A 22,196-nucleotide genomic window follows, 5' to 3' on the forward strand; every position below is an offset into this window, starting at 1 on the left:
CAAAGGTCTGGTAAAATATCCTCTGGAAAGAGGAGGAGCGGAGATAACATGATACGTCTGATCGATGTACATAAAGAATATGACAATGGAACTAAGGCGCTGAAGGGCGTGAATCTGCGGATTGACGACGGGGAGTTTGTTTTTCTAGTAGGGCCCTCTGGGTCGGGTAAGTCCACGGTAATCAAGCTGATCACGGCGGAGATTGCGGCCACTGAGGGGCGGCTAATGGTCAATGGCTACAATTTGAATAACATCAGTCCACGCCAAGTGCCCTATATGCGCCGGACGCTGGGCATCATCTTTCAGGACTTCCGCCTGATTGAAAAAAAGACAGTCCACGAGAACCTAGCCTTTGCCATGCGGGCCATCGGTGCCTCCAATCGGGAGCTGCGGCGGCGTATCCCCTATGTGCTCCAGCTGGTGGGGCTGGAGCAGAAGGCTGACCGCTATCCTGGACAGCTCTCCGGCGGCGAGCAGCAGCGGGTGGCCATCGCCCGGGCGCTGGTCAATAACCCCAGCATGATCATTGCCGACGAGCCCACGGGTAACCTGGACCCCCAGCGATCCCTGGAGATCATGGTGCTGCTGGAGCGCATCAATGAGCTGGGTACTACCGTTTTGGTGGTTACCCATGAGAAAGCGTTGGTCAACCGCTTTGCCAAGCGGGTCGTGGCCATCGAGAACGGACGTATCATCAGCGACGAAACGGGTGGGTACTACAATGGCGAGAAAGTTTGACGCGGGATATTATTTTAGCGAGGGGTTCCACTCCATTTTCACCCACGGCTTCATGTCCTTTGCCGCTGTGTGTATGATCGTGGCCTGTCTGCTGATTATGGGCTCCTTCTCTCTGCTGGCGGTGAACCTGGACCATATGCTGGGTGACCTGGAGGCGGAGAATGAGATGCTGGCCTATATTGACGAGAACTATACGGAGGAGCAGGCTCGGTCCATCCAGCCGGAGATCGAGACACTGCCCAATGTGACAAAAGTCACCTTCGTCAGTCGGGAAGAGGCTCTGGAGGATTACAAAGAGGGACGGGAGAACAACCCCCTGCTGGACGACCTGCCTGACGAGGTGCTGCGGGACCGCTTCCGCATCCATGTGGAGAACCTGGAGCAGATGGAACAGACTGAAGCCGCGGTAGAGCAGGTCGCGGGCGTGGCCAACGTTCGAGCGGCAATCGATATTGCCAACGGCTTTGTGCTGGCCCGGAATATCGCCACCGGTGTAGCTGTTGTGCTGATTGGGATTCTGCTGGTGGTGTCCCTGTTTATCATCGCCAATACCATCAAGTTAGCCACCTTCTACCGCCGGGAGGAGATCGCCATCATGAAGATGTGTGGCGCCACCGATGCCTTCATCCAGTGGCCCTTCGTAGTGGAGGGCCTGATCTTAGGCCTGACAGGGGCTCTGCTGGCCTTCTTTGCCCAGTGGGGCATTTACCAGCTGGTGGCAAAATTGATTATCCAGGGCAACGGGTTGTCTCTGGTGACAATGGTCAGCTATACCTCTATGATTCGATACATTCTGGCCATTTTCTGCGGCACCGGAGCCCTGATCGGCGTATGCGGTTCTCTGCTGGCCATCCGGAAATTTTTGCAGGTCTGAGATAGGAGAGAAACTTATGAAGCATCAGAAAAAGCAACGTATCATGATGGGGGTACTGGCCGGTTTTTTGGCCCTGATGATGCTGTTGCCAATCTTGGCTCAGATATTGATTCACTGAGCGGATAGACCTGGGAGGAAATACTGTGAATAAGAGAAAGACCGTATTTCGCCGGGTGGTGACACTGGCGCTAGCGTTGGCTATTCTGCTGCCCCTTACAGGGCCCTATTCGGTGCCTGAGGCGTCGGCCGTTACCCAGGATGAGATCGACGACCTGAAAGAAGACGCCAGCGCCCTGGCAAACCAGAAGAAAGATTTACAGGCCCAGCTGAAGGACGTTCGGGCGGACAAGAACGCCGCCCAGCAGCAGAAGGACCTGATCGAGCGGCAGATCAACGTGATTCAGGAAGAAATAGACAACATGACTGCTCAAATCGAGAAATACGGCCAGCTCATCCAGGAGAAGGAGGTGGAGCTGGCCCAGGCGGAGGCGGACGAGGCGGAGCAGTACGATCTGTTCTGCCGCCGTGTTCGCTATATGGAGGAGGAGGGCGAGGTGTCCTACTGGTCCGTCCTGTTTTCCTCCGCTGACTTCAGCGATTTGCTGGACAACTTCATGATGGTGGAAGAGATCATGGAGTATGATAACAAGGTCATGGACGACCTGATTGCCATCCGGGAGCAGATAGAGGTGGACAAGGCTGAACTGGAGCAGGCCAAAGCCGCCCAGGAGGAAGCCCGCAAGGAGCAGGAGGCCGCCAAGAAGGAGCGGGAGGCCCAGGAGGCAGAAGTAGATAAGCTCATTGGCGAGATCAGCTCCCAGGAGGATCAACTGGAGGCCATGGAGGCAGAGCTGCAAAAGGCCGCCAATGCTCTGGATGCGGAGATCAGAAGAAAAGAGAAGGAGATGGCCGCCCAGATATCTGGTGTGCAGAGCGAGTCCGGCTTCCTGTGGCCCCTGCCTGGGTACACAACGCTGTCGTCCCTCTTCGCCGGACGCATCCACCCCATCACCGGCAAGAGGCACAATCACACGGGCATCGACATCCCAGCGCCCAAAAATACCAAGATTCTGGCCTCCAAGAGTGGTGTGGTCACCACCTCCACCTATAACAGCTCCTACGGCAACTATGTGGTGGTCTCCCACAGCGATGGGACTAGCACCCTCTACGCTCATATGAATAAGCGGGGCGTCAGCGAGGGGCAGACGGTGAAGCAGGGAGATGTGGTGGGCTATGTCGGTACCACCGGTTCCTCCACCGGCAACCACCTACACTTTGAGATCCGGGTCAACGGCACCCGAAAGGACCCGGTCAACTACTTTAAGGATATCCCCCTCTATGTCCGGTCCGGGGGTACCACCAAACGGTTGAACTGACAATAAAAAGCCGCCTCCCGGTATCAGGAAGGCGGCTTTTTAGCGGCGCCGTGGAAAAATGGAAATTTTCCTTGCGCCTGGGGCCCCTATCCTGTATAATACCAACGATAAAATGGGAGGTACAGGGGACTTTATGGTCCTGTGGGAGCCATCCCAGATACGAGGTGGACAAACTATGCTCCTTGCCATAGATATCGGCAATAGCAATATCGTCATCGGAGGTATTCAGGACGACCGCATCGCCTTCGAGGCTCGAATCGCTACCGACCACATCAAAACCTCGGACCAGTATGGGGTGGAGATCAAAAATATCCTATCCCTCTTTGATGTGAAGCCGTCGGACATCGACGACTGCATCATCTCCTCCGTGGTGCCTCCAGTGTTCAACTCCGTACGAACCGGTGTGGTCAAGCTGATCCGCAAACAGCCCATGGTGGTGGGGCCGGGGATCAAGACCGGGCTGAATATCCAGATGGACGCCCCCGCCCAAGTGGGCAGCGACCGCATTGTGATCGCCGTGGCCGCCCTGGCGGAGTACGAACCTCCCCTGACCCTGCTGGACCTGGGCACCGCTACCACCATTGAGGTGGTGGACCGGGGCAATACCTATGTGGGAGGATGTATCATCCCCGGCGTTCGGGTATCTTTGGAGGCGCTGACCTCCCGCACGGCCCAGCTTCCTGGAATCCGGCTGGACCGGCCCAAGAAGGTCATCGGCAAGAACACAGTAGACTGTATGCGCAGCGGCATTATGTACGGCACCGCCGCCATGCTGGACGGGATGCTGGACCGGGTAGAGGAGGAACTGGGCTATTCTACCACCGTGGTGGCCACCGGAGGCATGGCGCAGTTTATCGCCCCCCTGTGCCGCAGAGAGATGACACTAGAGAAGGATCTGCTGCTGAAGGGGTTGAATATCCTCTACAAAAAGAATCTCCAGGAGCGGAGAAAAGGAGAGGAATGAGGTAGAAGGTCCCGACCGATTAAATTCTATGAACCTAGCGATGTGTGGCTGGGAGGGAGGCTTGTGTCAGCCACTGGCATCTCTACCAACGGGGGACCGCCGCGAATCCGAAGAGAGCAGGATAAAGCGCCTCCCTTCGTCAAAGTGACGAAGGGAGGCGCTTTTTTACGCGAACAGATCGATAAAGTAATGTTTATTATACTTCTCTGATTGGAAAATATAAATAGCCTTTTCCTGTTGCTGGGTCAGTATAATCGTGAACTGCTCCGACCAGAGAAATGCCCTCCTGATTCATTTGTCCAATGATTTTTTCAAACACCCCCCTATGGTTTTCAGCAACTATATACTCATAACTTGGTATTGTCCATTTTACCCATCCATCAGGTGCTTCTGCGCTATCAACACATTCTACCCCTGCCAGATACAAGCCTTTACGAAAGCCATCTTCCCACGGCTTAAATGAGTGAGAAATATCAGACATAGCACCCCATATTCCCACAATACTCCCATTTGCGTCTCTCTTTGCCAGATGCGCTACCTCACTAAAATTACTATTTGCATCATTCCACAATTTTTGAATAAATCCTTCGCCGTCTAATGTTGAGCCCTCTTTTCCAATGACAACAAATTTTTCCTTTATTACTTTCATCATTCTGTATCTCCTCAGATTCAAAGTTATTGGCAAAACAATTCCATCCTTTGAATATCTGCGATTTTGATTGCCTCGCAACTGATAGGAATGGAGCTATTTTCATAAAATCCATTGCGTACAGAACCATCTTTGAAATATACTCTTACAAACTTGCCATACATATCTGCATATTGCTCATGGAATGCTTAATTTCAGAAATAGATTTGCGTCCAAATAGAGGTTTATCTTTTTGGTTACTTTATCATATTTTCCTGTTTTATTCAATTCATAGTGAAATCGACGGAGTCAGGCCCCATTTGTCCAAAGGGGAATAGGGATGAGAGAGCAGGCCCCTTGACAGATGGGGAGAAATCCCATATAATAGGGCCCAACAAAAGCAATGCGGAAGAGAAGTATCCGGGTAGAACGGTGCAGAGAGGGCGCGGCTGGTGAAAGCGCTCCGGGAACCCCGGTGAAGTGGCTTCCAAGCTCCGCCCCAGAACGGTAGTAAGGGGCGGCGGTCCCCGCCGTTATGGGATCGAGCGCGGGCGCTGTGCCCGAACTCAGGTGGTACCGCGGTTTTTGATCGCCCTGAGCCAACGGCTTGGGGCGTTTTTATATTCCGAAAGGAGCAGAGCTACGCATATGAAGATCACCAATGAGACTGTCTATGACTGGGGAGCTTATGTGGCCATGAACCGCATGGTAACCCGGGCCACCCACAGGGGTCAGAGCATCGCTCTCCGGGTCCTGTTCGCAGCTCTGGCCCTGCTCCTCCTGTTTGCCGCACGCTTCCAGTTTACCGGCATCCTCCAGGTCCTGCTGGCCCTGCTGGGCGCTGTAATTCTGCTGTGGACCCTGTTTTTGAATCAGCTGAGGGCCCTCCTCATGGTGAAGCTCATCATGAAGGGAGTGAAGGTGTTCACCAACACCTTTGACCAGGAGGGGTGGACCGTCGCCGGCGTGGGCGGCGGCGAGCAGCGGATGTCTTATGACGACATCGCCTCCATCCTGGAGGGGGACCGCTACTTCATCCTCCTGGAGGACAGCCGCCGGGGCTATATCCTGGACAAGAGGACCTTCGCCAGCGGCGGGCTGGAGCGATTCCGCTCCCTGATCCAGAGCAAAACAAAAAAGACCATTGAGAATGTCTGATTTTAGAAAGTAGGAGAAACGCTATGAGTATTGAACTGCCCAAGGTCTACGAGCCCCAGGAGGCCGAAGGCCGCATCTATGAGAACTGGGAAAAGGCGGGGTGCTTTAAGGGCCGCCGGGACCCGAAAAAGAAGCCGTTTACCATCGTCATGCCGCCCCCCAACGTGACAGGACAGCTCCATATGGGGCACGCCATGGACTGCACCCTTCAGGACATCCTCATCCGCTTCAAGCGGATGCAGGGCTATGCCGCCTTGTGGGTCCCTGGCACGGACCACGCCGGCATCGCCACCCAAATCAAGGTGGAGGAGGACCTGCGGGAGAACGAGGGCCTGACCCGCTATGACCTGGGCCGGGATAAGTTCCTGGAACGGGTGTGGGACTGGAAGGAGAAGTACGGCGGCCGCATCGTAGCCCAGCAGAAGAAGATGGGCTCCTCCTGCGACTGGGACCGGGCCCGGTTCACTATGGACGAGGGCTGCTCTAAGGCTGTCAGGGAGACCTTCTGTGAACTGTATGATAAGGGCCTGATCTACAAGGGGAGCCGCATCATTAACTGGTGCCCCCACTGTACCACCGCCCTCAGTGACGCGGAGGTGGAGTACCAGGACAAGCCCGGCCACCTATGGCATATGCGTTATCCCCTCTCTGACGGGTCCGGCTATTTGGTGGTTGCCACCACTCGGCCGGAAACCATGATGGGCGACACCGGCGTGGCCGTCAACCCCAATGACGAGCGGTACAAGCATTTGGTGGGCAAGACCTGCATCCTGCCCCTGATGGACCGGGAGATCCCCATTGTAGCCGATGACTATGTGGAGATGGACTTCGGCACTGGCTGCGTGAAGATGACCCCCGCCCACGACCCCAACGACTTCGAGGTGGGCCTGCGCCACAATCTGGACACCATCCGGGTGCTGGATGACAACGGTGTGGTCAACGCCAACGGCGGCAAGTACCAGGGGATGGACCGGTACGAGGCCCGGAAGGCAGTCATCGCCGACCTGGAGGCCATGGGCCTGTTGGAAAAAGTGGAGCCTTACTCCCACAACGTGGGCACCTGCTACCGCTGCCACAACGACGTGGAGCCTATCATCTCCGCCCAGTGGTTCGTCAAGATGGCCCCCTTGGCCAAGGAGGCCCTGCGGGTAGTCAACGAGGGTGAGGTCAAGTTTGTCCCTGAGCGATTTGCCAAGACCTACACCAACTGGATGGAGAATGTGCATGACTGGTGTATCTCCCGCCAGCTGTGGTGGGGACATCAGATCCCTGTGTGGTACTGCGACGACTGCGGCCACATGACCGTCAGCCGGGAGGACCCCACCGAGTGCGAGAAGTGCCACTCTAAGAAGATCCACCGGGACCCTGATGTGTTGGATACCTGGTTCTCCTCCGCTCTATGGCCCTTCTCTACCCTGGGATGGCCGGAGAAGACCCCCGATCTGGACTATTTCTATCCCACCGACGTACTAGTCACCGGCTATGACATTATCTTCTTCTGGGTGGCCCGGATGATCTTCTCCGCCTGTGAGCAGACCCAAAAGCCCCCCTTCCACACTGTGTTTATCCACGGCCTGGTCCGGGACGACAAGGGCCGAAAGATGTCCAAATCTCTGGGTAACGGCATCGATCCTCTGGAGATTGCCGAGAAGTACGGCGCTGACGCCCTGCGCTTCAATCTGGTCACCGGCAACAGCCCAGGCAACGATATGCGCTTCTACACTGAGCGGTGCGAGGCTATGCGGAACTTCGCCAACAAGATCTGGAACGCCAGCCGCTTCCTGAAGATGAACCTGACCATTGACAAGTGCCAGCTGCCCGACAAGCTGGAGCTGGAGGACAAGTGGATCCTGTCCAAGCTCAACCGGGTCATTCCAGATATCACCGACAACATGGACCGGTATGAGCTGGGCGTGGCCGCCCAGAAGATCTACGACTTCATCTGGGACGACTACTGTGACTGGTATATCGAGCTGACCAAAACCCGCCTTCAGGGCGAGGACCAGGACAGCAAGGTCCGGGCCCAGCAGGTGCTGTGCTATGTGCTCACCCAGATGCTGAAGCTGCTTCACCCCTTCATGCCCTTTATCACCGAGGAGATCTGGCAGGCGCTGCCCCACGGAGACGAGGTGGAGGAGGGTTCCTTCCTGATGCTCCAGTCCTGGCCCGAGCACAGGGATGAGCTGGACTTCCCCGACGAGGAGAAGGCCATGGAGCTCATTATGGATGCCATCCGGGCTGTCCGTACTCGCCGCAGCGAGATGAACGTGCCCCCCTCCAAAAAGGCCCACCTTACCGTAGCGACCGATGAGGCGGAGGTATTTGAGCTGGGTGTGCCCTTCCTGAAAAAGCTGGCCTACGCGGGTGAGGTGACCATTGTTCCCGCGGGCCAGACCTCTGAGGGAGCGGGACAGGTCACCGTAGTCACCCATGCCGCCCAGCTGTCCATGCCTCTGGCCGAGCTGGTGGATATGGAGAAGGAGAAGGCCCGCATGGAGAAGGAGCGGAAGAAGAACTTTGATGAGCTTCAGAAGCTGAATGCCAAGCTGGCCAACCCCGGATTTGTCAACAAGGCTCCTGCCCATGTGGTGGAAGCGGAGAAGGAGAGGGCTGTCAAGCTCAACGAGCTGGTAGCCAAGCTGGAGGAACAGCTGAAGAATATGTGAGAAAAAGAGCCGGACAGGGATAACTGTCCGGCTCTTTCTTAGATGGTTATGGGCTGATGCTGGGCGGTTTTTCCATTCTGGGAAAGGGAGCGCCGCGGAACCGGGAACAAATCGAATAAAGATACATCTGCCAACCATATCCCAGGACTATTCCGCATATCCTCCCACATAAGAGGTGAGGATATGATCGGACAACTGGTATTCGGCTCAGGCGGACCCAGACAGGGAGAGCGGGAAAAGCTCTACGGTCTGCCGGTGCTGCGGGTGCGCGCCGATATGGACAGCTTTTGGTGGGAGCGGCGTGTCAAGAAAGCGGGAAGGGCACTGTTTCGGGGCGGAGCCCGCCGGGTGCTGGTCCCCAGAGGGTTCCCCTGTTGGCCTCTGCTGTCGGAATATGGGCTAGCTCCAGTGGACCCAGGGCCTTTCCTGCGGGCCCAGTCACCGGCGCTGGCACTGGCGCTGCTGGAGCGGAGGGGAGCGGCGCCGGATCGGTCCACCGTGGTTTTATGCGGGGCGCGGGCAGACTGGGAGATGACCCGTGTCGCCGTAACGCTCTGTTCTCAAGTCCGGAACCTGGTCATCGACGCGCCCAAAGGAGGGGAGGAGCTGGCCCGATGGCTGCGCGGGGAGTTCGGTGTGCCTATCCTGCCACGGAGAGAAGGGGGGCAGGCGGCTCTTTGCTTTCATCCAGACGGGGCCAGGGGAGAGGAGCCTACGCTGGAGCTCTACGGACATGCACCGGATCTGGCGGGCCTGTCCCTGTCAGCTCCACATCTGGGGGAGGGAGATCGGGAGGATTTGGACCTGCTCGCCGCCCTGTATGAGTTCGGACGACTGAACAAAGAAGAGCTAAAAATCACTTGACAGCGGAGAATGGAGCACTTATAATGACACATACTGCATCAGTGTGCCCATTTCTTTATTATAATGTATGGCGGCCTGATAAGCTCGGAGCCGCCATTGGAAAGGTGTGCGAGGTATCATGGCAAAAGAGTATCGTTTGAGCCCGGAGCGGCTCAAGGAGCTACAGGATGAGATGAGCTACCTGAAGACCGTCCGGGAAAAAGAGGTGGCGGAGCTCATCAAAGAGGCCCGCTCCTTTGGCGACCTGTCTGAGAACAGCGAGTATGACGAGGCCAAGAACGAGCAGGGAAAGCTGTACTCCCGCATGGCTGAACTGGACGAGATCCTGTCAAACTATGTGGTCATCGAGGAGGAGGAGGACGGCGGCGATTACATCCGCATGGGCTCCTCCGTCACCGTGCTGGATAAGGAGTTTGGGGAGGAGGAGACCTATAAGATCGTGGGCTCCCAGGAGGCTGATCCCATGAAGGGCACTATCTCCGAGGACTCCCCCTTTGGCAAGGCCCTGCTAGGCAAGAACGCCGGGGATGAGATCACTGTGGACGCCCCCGCCGGTCCGGTAGAGTATAAGATCCTGAAGGTGGAGCGGTAATTTTTCCAAGATACAGAGGATAGGAGTTGGCGATATGGCCGATCAGAATAACAAGAACAACCAGAGCGCCCCCCAGGAGGAGAACCTCTCCCAGCTGCTGAAGATCCGCCGGGACAAGCTGAAGGAGCTCCAGGAGGGGGGGAACGATCCCTTCCAGATCACCCGATTCGTAGTGGATAACGACTCCGCCAACATCAAGGGCAACTTCGACGCCCTGGAGGGGCGGCAGGTGGCCATCGCCGGCCGCCTCATGTCCAAGCGGGGGATGGGCAAGGTGTCCTTCTGCGACCTGCAGGACAAGTCCGGCCGCATCCAGCTCTACGCCAGGAAGGACGAGATGGATGAGGCGGAGTATAACCGCTTTAAGAAGTATGATATCGGCGATATCGTAGGAGTCCACGGCGTAGTTTTTCGCACCCAGCGGGGAGAGATGTCCGTCCGTGTTGTGACTGTGACGCTGCTCTCTAAGTCCCTGCTGCCCCTGCCGGAGAAATTCCACGGCCTGACCAACACCGAGCTGCGCTACCGCCAACGCTATGTGGATCTGATCGTCAATCCGGAGGTGAAGCGCAACTTCATCATTCGCTCCCAGTTCATCAAGCATGTCCGGGACTTTATGGACGGCCGTGGCTATATGGAGGTGGAGACCCCGGTGCTCAACACCATCTCCGGCGGCGCCACAGCCCGGCCCTTCATTACCCACCATAATACCCTGGACATCGATATGTATATGCGCATCGCCACCGAGCTGCCCTTGAAGCGGCTCATCGTAGGCGGCATGGACCGGGTATACGAGATCGGGCGCATCTTCCGCAACGAGGGGATGGACCCCAAGCACAACCCTGAGTTTACTACCATCGAGCTGTACCAGGCTTATGCCGACTTCAACGACATGATGGACCTGTTCGAGGATCTGCTTACCTCCGCTGCCCAGAAGATCCTGGGTACTTACCAGGTGGAGTGGCAGGGAGAAAAAATCGACCTGACCCCCGGCTGGCCCCGTATGCCGATGCACGAGGCCGTCAAGAAGTATTGCGGCATCGACTTTATGGCCATTACCTCCGACGAGGAGGCCGTAGCCGCCGCCAAGGCTATCGGGGTGGAGTTGCCTGAAACGGCGGACAAGACCTGGGGTAACGCCCTGTATGAGGTCTTTGACCAGCGGGTGGAGGAGAAGCTCATCCAGCCCACTTTCATTACCATGCACCCGGTAGATGTGTCCCCTCTGGCTAAACGTTCTCTTGTCGATTCCCGACTTACCGAGCGATTTGAGCTGTTCATCTGCCACAGTGAGATGGGCAACGCCTTCTCCGAACTCAACGACCCCATCGACCAGCGCCAGCGATTCCAGAAGCAGGTGGAACTGCGGGACAAGGGGGACGACGAGGCCGGCATGATGGACGAGGATTTCCTCACCGCCCTGGAGTACGGCATGCCCCCCACGGGTGGGCTGGGCATCGGCATCGACCGCTGTGTCATGCTGCTGACGGGCTCCGATTCTATTCGTGAGGTCATCCTGTTCCCCACTATGAAGCCTTTAGAATGAAACTGCGGCCGGCATACCAATGGGATTTTCCCATTGGTATGCCTTTCTGCACCTCCCGGCGGCCATAAGGCGCGCCATAGAGAGGCGTCAACTGGGAAAAAGGAGCCGTTGTGAGTGTATATCCTGGCACAAAAAAAGCTAAACCCCACCCGATACATTGTCTTGGGCTTTGGGGGTATCATTTTGTTGGGGACGCTGCTGCTCCGGCTGCCCATCGCCGCCTGGGACGGGCAGGCCACTCCCTGGCTGGTGTGCCTGTTTACCGCCACCTCCGCCACCTGTGTTACGGGGCTGGTGCTGGTGGATACAGCGCTGCATTGGACGCCCTTCGGTCAAGGGGTGATGCTGGTGCTGGTGCAGCTGGGCGGCCTGGGCTTTGTCACCCTCATGTCCCTGGTGCCCTTCGCGCTGCACCGGAGGATCGGACTGTCCCAGCGGATGATGATGGCTTCCTCCCTCAATATGAGTGGGGTAGCCGGAGTGGTCCGGGTAGTGCGTCACGCCCTGATGGGAACCTTTCTGGCCGAGGGGCTGGGGGCGGCGCTGCTGGCCACAAGATTTGTCCCCATTTTCGGACTGGGTAGGGGGCTGTGGTTCTCTGTATTCCACAGTGTTTCTGCCTTTTGTAACGGCGGCTTTGATCTGTTCGGCGGGTACAGCGGACCTTACAGCAGCCTGGCGGCCTTCCGGGGGGACCTGCTGGTGATGGTGACCATCATGGCCCTTATCATTGTGGGGGGCCTGGGCTTTTTTGTATGGGAGGACCTGCTGGATGCCAGGTGCTGGCGTAAGCTGCGGCTGTATTCCAAAATGGTGCTGGGGATCACTGTGGCGCTGATTGGGCTTGGGACCCTGTTCTTCTGCTGTGCCGAGTGGGACAACCCAGCTACACTGGGGGCGATGCCCGTCTGGGAGCGGCCGCTGAACGCCCTCTTTCAGTCGGTGACCCTGAGAACGGCGGGGTATGCCACCTTTGACCAAGCCGGCCTGCGGGACAGCTCCGCGGTGCTGTCCATCATCCTGATGCTGATAGGCGGCTCATCGGGCTCCACGGCCGGAGGACTCAAGACGGTCACAATGGGGGTGCTGCTGCTGGCCCTGCGGGACGGCCTCCGAGGGCGGGAGGAGGTGGTGTTCCGCCACAGGACCATTCCACAGCGGCGGGTGATGGACGCCATGACCCTGGCGCTGACGGTGTTGCTGCTGTTCCTGACCGGTTCCATGGCGCTTTCTCTGATGGACCGGGTGCCCTTTGTCCAGGCGGCCTTTGAAGTGGCCTCCGGCATGGGGACGGTGGGGGTGACTATGGGAATCACCCCGTCGCTGACGGTGGGAAGCGCCCTGCTGATGGTCGCCCTGATGTTCCTGGGCCGGGTAGGAATCCTGTCCTTCTCCATCGCCTTCCTGACCAGGAAACAGGCAGAACATAAGATTTCGTACCCTGCTACTGACGTGATGATCGGGTAAGCGGGGAGGAGGGCCGCATGAAAAGTTTTCTGATTATTGGATTAGGCCGCTTCGGTGCCTCACTGGCAGTGGAGCTATGCGCTCAGGGCCACGAGGTGCTGGCGGTGGATATTCAGCCGGAACGAGTTCAGGCGGTGGCAGACCAGGTGACCCACTGTGTCGTGGGGGATGCCAGGGACCCGGAGGTGCTGCGAAGCCTGGGGGCTCGGAATTTTGACTGCGCCGTGGCAGCCGCCAGCGCGGATGTAGGGGTCAGCGCCCTCATTGTGCTGAACCTGAAGGAGCTGGGGGTCGCCCGCGTGGTGGGCAAGGCGAACAGCATGGTCCACCGCAAGGTGCTGGAGAAAATCGGGGCCGATTTGGTGATCTTCCCGGAACAAGAGATGGCCATCCGGCTGGCGCGGAGCCTGGCCAACGGTGATATTTTAAACTTTATCGAGCTGTCTGACGAGTTCTCCATTGTGGAGCGGCTGGTACCGGAGGACTGGGTGGGAAAGTCCATTCTGGAGCTGGATATCCGGGCCAAGTGGAGGGTTACCGTAATCGCGGTGCGCCGGGGAGAGCGCATGACCATCTCACCGGGCCGGGACTATGTGTTCCAGGCGCAGGATGACTGTATGGTGATCCTGGGGAGCAATGCGGATATCGACCGGTTGGAGAGAAGATGATGGAGCGGATTACGAGCCGGAAGAACCCCCTGCTGATGAAGATTCGCCGCCTAGCCTCTGGCGGGCGGCGGGAACGGCAGGCGGAGGGAGAATATCTGGGAGACGGGATCAAACTGCTGGAGGAGGCACTGCGGTGGAGCGCGCCCCTGACTGCGGCAGTGTTCGCCGACGGGGTAGAGCCCCCTGATCTGCCCAAGGAGGTCCGGGCGGTGCAGGTGCCTGGAGATGTGATGGAGAGCATCTCTCCAATGGCGGCGCCCCAGGGCGCGCTGTTTTTGGCCGCCCTGCCTCCGGCGGACCCGCCAGAGCAGCTGAAGGGGAGGCGGTATCTGGTTCTGGACGGCGTTCAGGACCCTGGTAACGTAGGCACCATCTGGAGGACCGCGGACGCCCTGGGAGCGGACGGCCTGCTGCTGGTCAACGGATGCGCGGACCCCTATGGGCCCAAAGTCGTTCGGGCCTCCATGGGGGCTTGCTTCCGTCTGCCGGTCTTTGAGGTGACCCCGGATGGGCTGGCCGGGCTGCTGAAAAAGGCGGAGCTGCCCCTGTACGCCACCGCCTTGGGAAAGGATACGGTGGACATCAAAACGGCGGACCTGAGCCGGTCCGCCGTGGTGATTGGAAGTGAGGGGCGGGGAGTGTCCCGTCCTTTGCTGGAGCGATGTGAAAAGACACTGAAGATACCCATGCGCCAGCGGTGCGAGTCCCTCAACGCGGCGGTGGCGGCCTCTATCGTCCTGTGGGAGATGGGGCGGTGATCTTCTCAACGCGGCGGCCGGCCGCCGATCCCCAGACAGTGGTAAATGACTTGGATGATCAGGGCCGCGGCCGCCAGGGTCACAGCAAAGAGCGCATAGGCCGGCACATAGCTGCCAAACCGGTCTGCAAGGATGCCGGGCAGGGGGCCAAAAAGAAGGACCCCCGCTGTATAGGACATGGTGATGGAACGCACGTACTTGCCATAAGTGCTGTCCGAGGACAGATCAGCGGCCCACACCGAGGGGGACACAGCGGAAACAGGTAGCCCCATTCCCAATAGTGTGATGGACAGAAAGGGGAGGGCGAGGCCGCCCAGAGGGGCCAGACAGCAAAGAACAAAGGCTCCCAGAAGTGAGCCGAAGGAATAGTAGTTACCCCACCGGCTGCCCATCCGGTCATAGACCTGGCCACAGAGAATCTTGCCGATACAGATGGCCAGTCCGGCATAGGACATTAGAGCGGCGATGAGGGCCTGATCGTAGCCCTCGCTGGTGTAGAGCACGGTCAGATGGGAAAAACCGGGGCCCCCAGGGCCGCCTACTAAAAAGGCGGCGAAAAGGATCAGGAGCAGATAAGACCGGCGCATCCCTCGGGGGGCCTGTCTGGGCGGGGGCGGAGGATCGTCCTCTCCCCCCAGATGATAGGGCTCCAACCCCAGTTCTGCCGGGGTGTTTCGGATCAGCTTCCAGGCCAGTAGAGCGGTGATAAGGATAAAGGCCCCCTCCCACAGAAAGGCGGCCCGCAGGCCCTGATGCTGGATGATCCAGGTGATGATGACAGGGGCAAAGATGGTGGATACCCCGCTGCCCGCGGAAGCCAGCCCCAGGGCCAGCCCACGCCGGTCTCGGAACCAGGCGCCGATGACCAGAGAGAGGGGGACCATGCCCCCATAGCAGTAGCCAAGCCCGGTCAGGGCGGCGGCCAGACAGTAAGTAAAAAAGCTGGTGGCCAGACCAAAACAGAAGTAGGACAGGGATAGCAGCACCACCCCCAGGGTCATGACCAGACGCAGTCCGAGCCGCTGACACAGCTGATTGACTGTCAGCAGAGCGGCCAGGATGAACAGACTGCGCGTGGTGGTGATCCAGGAGCCCTGCGCATTGGAAAAACCATTGGCCAGGATGATCTCGGGCTGGTAGATGGTGAAGACATTGACACCCAGTCCGATGGTGGAAAACAGGACCAGGGCGCTGCCCAGACAGACCATCCAGGCGTAATGTGGACGTTTCATGAAAAAACTCCCTCCCCTGCCTATACAATAGCGCCGGAGAGGAGATTTGTAAAGGGAAAGTTCCGGAGTGAAGGAGATGAGAGAATGTCGGCCTTGAGATACTGGATCTGGCTTACCACCCGCCATGATCTGGGCCCAGCGGGAGTGCTGGGGGTGTTGGAGCACTTCATCACTCCAGAGCGGGCCTATTACGCAGACCCGGAGGAATATGACTTTCTTCCTCTCCCCGCTGCTGCTAAAAGGAGCCTGTTGGACAAAGGCACGGACCGGGCGGAGGAAATTTTGGCGGACTGTGAGCGGCTGGGCGTACGTATTATGACGTTGCAGGACGCCGACTACCCCGGCCGCCTGCGGCAGATCGCTGACCCGCCCGTGATCCTCTACATTCGTGGGCGGTCCTTCCACTTTGATGAGGAGGCGGCCATCGGTGTGGTGGGCGCCCGGGAGGCTACCGCCTATGGGACGCTGTATGCCGAGCGGTTCGGGATGGAACTGGCGGCGGGCGGCGCTCTGGTGGTATCCGGTATAGCTGAAGGCATAGACTGCCATGCTGTTAAGGGTGCCCTGAAGGGCGGGGGACCGGTGGTTTCCGTGCTGGCCGGCGGAGTGGATGTGCCCTTTCCGCGGGAACACCGCTATCTGTATGAGGATGTGGCGGCTGCCGGGTCCCTGATCTCTGAGCATCCTCCTGGCACACCCCACAAGGGAAGCCACTTCTCACAGCGCAACCGGATCATCAGCGGCCTCTCCCTGGGTGTGCTGGCGGTGGAGTGCAGGAAAAAGAGCGGCACCATGCTCACGATGAACCACGCCATGGAGCAGGACAGGGACATCTTTGCTGTCCCCGGCCCCCTAGATGCCCCACTCAGCGAGGGGACCAACTACCTGATCCAGCAGGGGGCCAAGCTGGTCACCTGTGGCGGCGACATTCTATCCGAGTATTGGGCCCGCTTCCCCAGGAGGCTGGCGGCCTCCGCCCCGCTGACGCCAGAGGCCGCGCAGGCCCGGCTGGACAGTCTGGCCCAGGATAGGGAGGAAAAGCGCCGCACTGAGCCCGCCCTGGAGGAAGTACCCAGCCGGGAGTTTATCCCCCGGAGCGGGCAGCGGGAGCGGTTCACCGACGATGAGCTGTCCCTCCTCAACGCCCTGGAGGACAGGACCCTGTCGCCGGACCAACTGGTGGAGCTGACCCAGATCCCGGCCAAGCGGGTGCTGTCCGCCCTGACCATGCTCCAGATACAGGGGGCGCTGGAGGAGCGGCCAGGCAGGCGGTATATCTCCCTGGTGCGGCTGGAGGAGTAGCCCCCACCCTGATTCCATGTGACCTTCGGGAGCGGAATGTTCCCTTGATTTTTCCATCATCTAATTTGGAGGTATTCCAATCGTGCCAAATAAAACGGATCTAGTGATCGTCGAGTCCCCGTCCAAGGCCAAGACCATCGGCAAATACCTGGGGCCGGGCTATGAGGTAAAGGCGTCTATGGGCCACGTCCGGGACCTGCCCAAGAGCAAGCTGGGCGTGGATATCGAGAAGGGCTTTGTTCCCGACTACCAGCCCATCAAGGGCAAAGAGGATGTTATCAGTGACCTGAAAAAAGCCGCCAAGAAGAGCGGCCGTGTCTACCTGGCCACCGACCCGGACCGGGAGGGGGAGGCTATCTCCTGGCATCTGAAGGAGCTGCTGGGCATCCCGGATGACAAGACCTACCGGGTTACCTTCAACGAGATCACCCGGAATGTGGTCAACCAGTCTATCGCCGCCCCACGGGCCATTGACCAGGACCTGGTGGACGCCCAGCAGGCCCGCCGCATCCTGGACCGGATCGTGGGCTATGAGCTGTCCCCACTGCTGTGGAAGAAGATCCGCCGGGGCCTGTCCGCCGGGCGGGTCCAGTCCGTGGCCACCCGGCTGGTGGTGGAGCGGGAGGAGGAGATCCGGGCCTTCGTCCCCCAGGAGTACTGGTCCATCGAGGCCGATTTGGCCCGTGTCGCCCCCAATTTGGGCAGCTTTAAGGCCCAATTCCACGGCCGGGACAAGAAAATGGAGCTCCACAGCCGGGAGGAGGCCGAACAGGTGCTGGCCACTGTCCGGCAGGGCAGTTTCTCCGTGGCCAAGGTAAAGCGCCAGGAGAAGTCCCGCCAGCCCGCCCCGCCCTTCACCACCTCCACCCTCCAGCAGGAGGCGTCCCGCAAGCTGAATATGTCCCCGGCCCGTACTATGTCCATCGCCCAGCAGCTGTATGAGGGCGTGGAGCTGTCCGGACAGGGGGCCGTGGGCCTCATCACCTATATGCGTACCGACTCCCTCCGCCTGTCAGAGGAAGCTCTGGCTGCCGCCAAGGACTTTATTCTGCATCGGTACGGCGGGGAATATTACCCCGCCCAGACCCGGCGATTCAAGGCCAAGGGCAACGCCCAGGACGCCCACGAGGCCATCCGCCCCTCTGATGTCACCCTGGTCCCGGACGAGATCAAGAAGGACCTGACGAGCGAGCAGTACAAGCTGTACAAGCTGATTTGGAGCCGGTTCCTCTCCTGCCAGATGGCAAACGCCGTCTATGACAGCCTGTCTATCGACGTGGAGAACAGCGGATATATTTTCCGGGCCAGCCACTCCAGCCTGAAGTTCTCCGGCTTCACCGCCGTCTATGAGGAGGGGAAGGACGAGGACGAGGAGGAGAAGACCTCCCCCCTGCCTGACCTGAAGGAGGGGGAGCCCCTGGACTGCCGGGGGCTGAAGGAGGACCAGCACTTTACCCAGCCCCCCGCCCGCTACTCTGAGGCGTCCCTGATCCGGGCCTTGGAGGAGAAGGGCATCGGCCGGCCCTCCACCTACGCTCCCACCATCACCACCATCCTGAATCGGGAGTATGTGGTCAAGGAGGGCAAGGCCCTTCGTCCCACCCCTCTGGGGGAGGTGGTCACCGGGCTGATGAAAGACAAGTTCAACGACATTGTGGACTATGCCTTCACCGCCCAGATGGAGGAGCGGCTGGACAAGGTGGAGGAGGGCGATGTGAACTGGAAGGCCCTTCTGAATGACTTTTACGGCGATTTCTCCGCCGAGCTCCATAAGGCCGAGCAGGAGCTGGACGGGGAACGGATCAAGGTGCCTGACGAGGTGTCGGAGGAGATTTGTCCCCAGTGCGGCCGGAACCTGGTGGTCAAATCCGGCCGCTTCGGTCGATTCCTGGCCTGTCCCGGCTGGCCGGAGTGTGACTTTACCATGCCTCTGGTGGTGGAGATGCCCGGCAAGTGCCCCAAATGCGGCGGCCGCCTGCTCAAGCGGACGGGAAAGAGCAAAAAGACAGGCAAGCAGTACACCTACTACTGCTGTGAGTGGGTGAACAGCAAGGACGAGGCCCGCAAGTGTGACTTCATGACCTGGGATGTGCCGGTGAAGGACAACTGCCCAGTCTGTGGCTGGACCATGTTCAAAAAGCCAGGCAAGGGCGCCAAAAAGCCCTATTGCATCAACGAGGCGTGCTCCAACTTTACCCCGGAGGAGAAGCGGGGAGGCTGGAAGCCCAAGCCGGCCGACTCCGCCGACACCGGGGAGGAGAAGAAGCCGGCGGCCAAAAAGACAGCGGCCAAGAAGACCGCCGCCACAAAAACGGCCACTGCCAAAAAGACAGCCGCGAAGAAAACAACGACAGCGAAGAAGTCTACGGCCAAGAAATCTGGGGCTGAAAAAGCCGAAGGATAGGCGTAGAGATGCCCCCCTCAGCCGGCATAGCCATGACGGAGGGGGGCAGTACATCGCTATCGAAAGGATAGACAAGCACCCAGGAGGTACCCATGGAATCTGTTATTGTGATCGGCGCCGGGCTGGCGGGGAGCGAGGCGGCCTGGCAGCTGGCCCGGCGGGGCATCCCCGTGGAGCTGCGGGAAATGAAGCCCCAAAAAATGACCCCCGCCCACCATACGGAGTATTTTGGGGAGCTGGTGTGTTCCAACTCTCTGCGCTCCGACCAGATGGAAAACGCGGTGGGTCTGCTGAAGGAGGAGCTGCGCCGGTGCTCCTCGCTCATCATGTCCTGCGCCGACGAGCATCGGGTGGAGGCGGGGGGCGCCCTGGCGGTGGACCGTCACGCCTTTGCCCAGGCCATCACCGAGAGGATCAAGAGCCATCCCAACATCACAGTGGTGGAAGGGGAGGTCACAGAGATCCCGGAGGCGGGGAACGTCATCCTCGCCTCCGGCCCATTGACATCAGAGGCCTTATCGGAGGCCATTTCCCGGCTGTTTCCCGGTAGCAGATACCTGAATTTCTTTGATGCCGCCGCCCCCCTGGTCACCTTCGAGAGCGTGGATATGGACAGCGCCTGGTTTGCCTCCCGGTATGACCGGGGAACCCCGGACTATATCAACTGCCCCCTGACGGAAGAGGAGTACGACGTCTTCTGGCGGGAGCTGATCCACGCCCAGGAGGCGGAGGTCCACGGGTTTGAGGATGCGGGCGTGTTCGAGGGCTGTATGCCCGTGGAAGTTATGGCCCGGCGGGGGAGGGATACCCTGTGCTACGGTCCGCTGAAGCCTGTGGGGCTGAAAGACCCTAAAACGGGGAAGGAGCCCTTTGCCGTGGTCCAGCTGCGCAAGGACAATGCCCAGGGGACCATTTATAACATCGTGGGCTTCCAGACCCATTTGAAGTGGGGAGAGCAGAAGCGGGTGTTCTCCATGATCCCTGCCTTGAAAGACGCCGAGTATGTCCGCTATGGCGTGATGCATCGGAACACCTTTTTGGACTCGCCCCGGCTGTTGGACCGCTACTACCGGGTCCGGGGTCAGGAGCGGCTGATGTTTGCCGGACAGATCACCGGGGTGGAAGGCTATGTAGAATCCACCGCCTCCGGAGCCCTGGCAGCCATCGAGCTGGCCCGCCGGCTGGAGGGCAAGGAGCCTGTCAACTTCCCCCGTGAGACGGCCATAGGCGCTCTGGCTCTTTACATCAGCGACCAAAGTGTGGTAAACTTTCAACCAATGAATATCAACTTCGGACTGATCCCCCAGTTGGGCTACCGGGTAAAGGGGAAACGGAACAAAAACGCTGAAATTTCCAAACGGGCTCTGGAGGCACTGGGGAAATTGGATTTAGAGCCGTGACCGCTTGTCCTGCAAGCGATCAGCGCACCGAAGGGGCTCGTCTCGCCGCCCATCGAAGGCTGCGTCATACCCGGCGGACGGCCAAAGTGTTTCCGCTTGGGCGAGGGAGGACTGATACTCCCCATCGCGGCCAAAATTCAGATGGGCCTGGTCAGTTTCCCAATTATAGAGATTCTCCAAGTATTGATTCATAATGATGCCGCCATTAAAATGCTGATAGAAATATAATAATGCTAAAAGATATATTTTGCCAAGTGGGGAGCCCATGCTTCATAAGGACATTTTTTGCATAAGAGTGAAGAAGCTGAGAAAAGGCCGTGGAGAACAGCAAAAGGATCTGGCAGAGGCAATCGGAGCGACACAGGCTTCCATCAGCGATATAGAAAATGGCCGTAAGGCGACCTCCTTTGACAAACTGGCCGCCATTTGCAGGCATTACAATGTGTCCGCGGACTATCTGCCGGGCCTTACCGACGAGGCCAGACCACTGGACCCGGAAAAGAAAGAAGGTACTGTATGAAGATCATCGTAGACGCCATGGGCGGCGACAACGCCCCCAAGGCCCCTGTGCTGGGCGCCATCCAGGCCAACCAGGAATACGGCGTGGATATTATCCTGGTGGGCCGCGGGGAGGAGATTCTGAAGGTGATGGAGGAGAGCGGGATCAAGGACCTGCCCGCCGGGGTGGAGATCGCCCACGCCAGCGAGGTGGTGGAGATGTGCGACAACCCGGCCACCGCCTTCCGGGAGAAGAAGGACTCCTCTCTGACCCAGGGGCTGAACCTGCTGAAAAACGGAGAAGGAGACGCCTTCGTGTCCGCCGGCTCCACCGGCGCCCTGCTGGCCGGAGCCACTTTGGTGGTCAAGCGCATCAAGGGTATCCGCCGGGCGGCCCTAGCTCCCGTGGTACCCACCGGAAACGGGGGAGCTGTCCTTATCGACTGTGGGGCCAACGCCGAGTGTCCCCCGGAGTACCTGCTCCAGTTCGCCTACATGGGCTCCTATTACGCCGAGCATGTGCTAGGCCGTCCAGAGCCCAAAGTGGGTCTGCTGAACATCGGGGCGGAGCCCTCAAAGGGCACCTCCCTTCAAACCACGGTCTATCCCATGCTGGAGGAGGCGTCCAAGGCCGGCCGCATCAACTTCGTAGGCAATGTGGAGGCTCGGGAGGCAGTGGAGGGCGCGGTGGATGTCATCGTGTCCGACGGCTATTCGGGCAACATCTTCCTCAAGACCATGGAGGGCACCGGCCTGTTCCTGGCCAGGGAGATGAAGCGGATGTTTAAGAAGAACCTGGCCACCAAGCTGGCTGCCCTGTTGGTCTCCGGAGGGCTGAAGGAGTTTAAGAAGATTATGAGCTCCGACGAGGTAGGGGGCACCGCCCTGCTGGGCATCTCCCGGCCCGTTATCAAGGCCCACGGCTCCTCCGACGCCTACGCCATTAAAAACGCCGTCCGCCAGGCCCGGCAGTGCGTATCCTCCGGCATCGTAGACAACATTTCCGCCAACGTGGATGTGATGCGTCTGGAGGTGCCGGCGGTCCACGGAGAAGAATGATT

Annotated in this window: 21 protein-coding genes and 1 other annotated feature; of the genes, 18 read left to right on the forward strand and 3 right to left on the reverse strand. The window is 59.0% G+C overall.

What is annotated here, in order from left to right; genetic code table 11:
* The first annotated feature begins 48 nt into the window (after window positions 1-48).
* The 5 genes from ftsE to MCG44_RS05400 all read left to right on the forward strand — a co-directional run bounded on the left by ftsE (window position 49) and on the right by MCG44_RS05400 (window position 3,952).
* Window positions 49-738: a cell division ATP-binding protein FtsE gene (ftsE, locus tag MCG44_RS05380; RefSeq protein WP_147570635.1), complete on the forward strand. Its 690-nt coding sequence runs from the start codon at window positions 49-51 to the stop codon at window positions 736-738.
* Entirely contained in the window at window positions 722-1,612 is an 891-nt protein-coding gene (gene ftsX, locus MCG44_RS05385) for a permease-like cell division protein FtsX (RefSeq protein ID WP_240287148.1), read from the forward strand. The genes ftsE and ftsX overlap by 17 nt, the downstream gene beginning before the upstream one ends.
* A gap of 16 nt (window positions 1,613-1,628) precedes the next feature.
* Window positions 1,629-1,730 carry a hypothetical protein gene (locus MCG44_RS05390; RefSeq protein WP_240287150.1) on the forward strand — a complete coding sequence of 34 codons (102 nt, stop codon included), beginning with the start codon at window positions 1,629-1,631 and terminating at the stop codon, window positions 1,728-1,730.
* A 25-nt stretch (window positions 1,731-1,755) separates the two neighbouring features.
* Complete coding sequence (locus MCG44_RS05395) at window positions 1,756-2,988, forward strand: murein hydrolase activator EnvC family protein (protein ID WP_240287152.1); 1,233 nt, start codon at window positions 1,756-1,758, stop codon at window positions 2,986-2,988.
* Between the two features lie 175 nt (window positions 2,989-3,163).
* Window positions 3,164-3,952, forward strand: a complete 789-nt coding sequence (locus MCG44_RS05400) for a type III pantothenate kinase (protein WP_147570632.1) — start codon at window positions 3,164-3,166, stop codon at window positions 3,950-3,952.
* A 196-nt stretch (window positions 3,953-4,148) separates the two neighbouring features.
* Here the strand turns inward: MCG44_RS05400 and MCG44_RS05405 are convergent, their stop codons facing one another.
* Complete coding sequence (locus tag MCG44_RS05405) at window positions 4,149-4,601, reverse strand: GyrI-like domain-containing protein (protein WP_412531134.1); 453 nt, start codon at window positions 4,599-4,601, stop codon at window positions 4,149-4,151.
* A 373-nt stretch (window positions 4,602-4,974) separates the two neighbouring features.
* Window positions 4,975-5,180: a binding site (T-box leader), on the forward strand.
* A 48-nt stretch (window positions 5,181-5,228) separates the two neighbouring features.
* On the opposite strand from MCG44_RS05405, the gene MCG44_RS05410 reads away from it, so the two are divergent.
* From MCG44_RS05410 to MCG44_RS05445, 8 genes are all read left to right on the forward strand, one after another.
* Entirely contained in the window at window positions 5,229-5,738 is a 510-nt protein-coding gene (locus MCG44_RS05410; protein ID WP_240287154.1) for a YcxB family protein, read from the forward strand.
* A 23-nt stretch (window positions 5,739-5,761) separates the two neighbouring features.
* A complete protein-coding gene (locus MCG44_RS05415) occupies window positions 5,762-8,404 on the forward strand; it encodes a valine--tRNA ligase (protein WP_240287156.1) in 2,643 nt (880 codons plus the stop codon).
* A gap of 183 nt (window positions 8,405-8,587) precedes the next feature.
* Window positions 8,588-9,268 carry a hypothetical protein gene (locus MCG44_RS05420; protein WP_147570628.1) on the forward strand — a complete coding sequence of 227 codons (681 nt, stop codon included), beginning with the start codon at window positions 8,588-8,590 and terminating at the stop codon, window positions 9,266-9,268.
* A gap of 118 nt (window positions 9,269-9,386) precedes the next feature.
* A complete protein-coding gene (gene greA, locus MCG44_RS05425; RefSeq protein ID WP_147570627.1) occupies window positions 9,387-9,860 on the forward strand; it encodes a transcription elongation factor GreA in 474 nt (157 codons plus the stop codon).
* A 34-nt stretch (window positions 9,861-9,894) separates the two neighbouring features.
* Window positions 9,895-11,406: a lysine--tRNA ligase gene (gene lysS / locus MCG44_RS05430; RefSeq protein WP_186852683.1), complete on the forward strand. Its 1,512-nt coding sequence runs from the start codon at window positions 9,895-9,897 to the stop codon at window positions 11,404-11,406.
* Window positions 11,407-11,520: 114 nt separating this feature from the next.
* Window positions 11,521-12,873 (forward strand): TrkH family potassium uptake protein, encoded by a 1,353-nt coding sequence (locus tag MCG44_RS05435; protein WP_147570625.1) that lies wholly within the window; start codon window positions 11,521-11,523, stop codon window positions 12,871-12,873.
* A gap of 17 nt (window positions 12,874-12,890) precedes the next feature.
* On the forward strand, window positions 12,891-13,541 hold the full coding sequence (locus MCG44_RS05440; protein WP_147570624.1) for a potassium channel family protein: 651 nt from the start codon (window positions 12,891-12,893) through the stop codon (window positions 13,539-13,541).
* Window positions 13,541-14,299, forward strand: coding sequence for a TrmH family RNA methyltransferase (locus MCG44_RS05445; RefSeq protein WP_186852831.1), 759 nt, complete (start codon window positions 13,541-13,543; stop codon window positions 14,297-14,299). The genes MCG44_RS05440 and MCG44_RS05445 overlap by 1 nt, the downstream gene beginning before the upstream one ends.
* 5 nt (window positions 14,300-14,304) lie before the next feature.
* On the opposite strand, the gene MCG44_RS05450 is transcribed toward MCG44_RS05445, so the two are convergent.
* Entirely contained in the window at window positions 14,305-15,531 is a 1,227-nt protein-coding gene (locus MCG44_RS05450; RefSeq protein WP_186852682.1) for an MFS transporter, read from the reverse strand.
* 84 nt (window positions 15,532-15,615) lie between these two features.
* Between MCG44_RS05450 and dprA the strand changes: the two genes are divergently transcribed.
* The 3 genes from dprA to trmFO all read left to right on the forward strand — a co-directional run bounded on the left by dprA (window position 15,616) and on the right by trmFO (window position 20,637).
* The gene (gene dprA / locus MCG44_RS05455; protein ID WP_240287157.1) at window positions 15,616-16,833 is read left to right on the forward strand and encodes a DNA-processing protein DprA; all 1,218 of its coding nucleotides are present in this window, start codon (window positions 15,616-15,618) and stop codon (window positions 16,831-16,833) included.
* Between the two features lie 82 nt (window positions 16,834-16,915).
* Window positions 16,916-19,237 carry a type I DNA topoisomerase gene (gene topA / locus MCG44_RS05460; protein ID WP_240287159.1) on the forward strand — a complete coding sequence of 774 codons (2,322 nt, stop codon included), beginning with the start codon at window positions 16,916-16,918 and terminating at the stop codon, window positions 19,235-19,237.
* A gap of 92 nt (window positions 19,238-19,329) precedes the next feature.
* Window positions 19,330-20,637 (forward strand): methylenetetrahydrofolate--tRNA-(uracil(54)-C(5))-methyltransferase (FADH(2)-oxidizing) TrmFO, encoded by a 1,308-nt coding sequence (gene trmFO, locus MCG44_RS05465; protein WP_240287161.1) that lies wholly within the window; start codon window positions 19,330-19,332, stop codon window positions 20,635-20,637.
* Here the strand turns inward: trmFO and MCG44_RS05470 are convergent.
* A complete protein-coding gene (locus tag MCG44_RS05470) occupies window positions 20,626-20,829 on the reverse strand; it encodes a hypothetical protein (RefSeq protein ID WP_240287163.1) in 204 nt (67 codons plus the stop codon). The genes trmFO and MCG44_RS05470 overlap by 12 nt on opposite strands.
* A 103-nt stretch (window positions 20,830-20,932) precedes the next feature.
* Here MCG44_RS05470 and MCG44_RS05475 point away from each other — a divergent pair, with 103 nt between their 5' ends.
* Complete coding sequence (locus MCG44_RS05475) at window positions 20,933-21,157, forward strand: helix-turn-helix domain-containing protein (RefSeq protein WP_240287165.1); 225 nt, start codon at window positions 20,933-20,935, stop codon at window positions 21,155-21,157.
* Window positions 21,154-22,194, forward strand: a complete 1,041-nt coding sequence (gene plsX / locus MCG44_RS05480; protein ID WP_240287167.1) for a phosphate acyltransferase PlsX — start codon at window positions 21,154-21,156, stop codon at window positions 22,192-22,194. The genes MCG44_RS05475 and plsX overlap by 4 nt, the downstream gene beginning before the upstream one ends.
* The last annotated feature ends 2 nt before the right edge of the window (window positions 22,195-22,196 follow it).

This window comes from Lawsonibacter sp. OA9, from assembly GCF_022440585.1.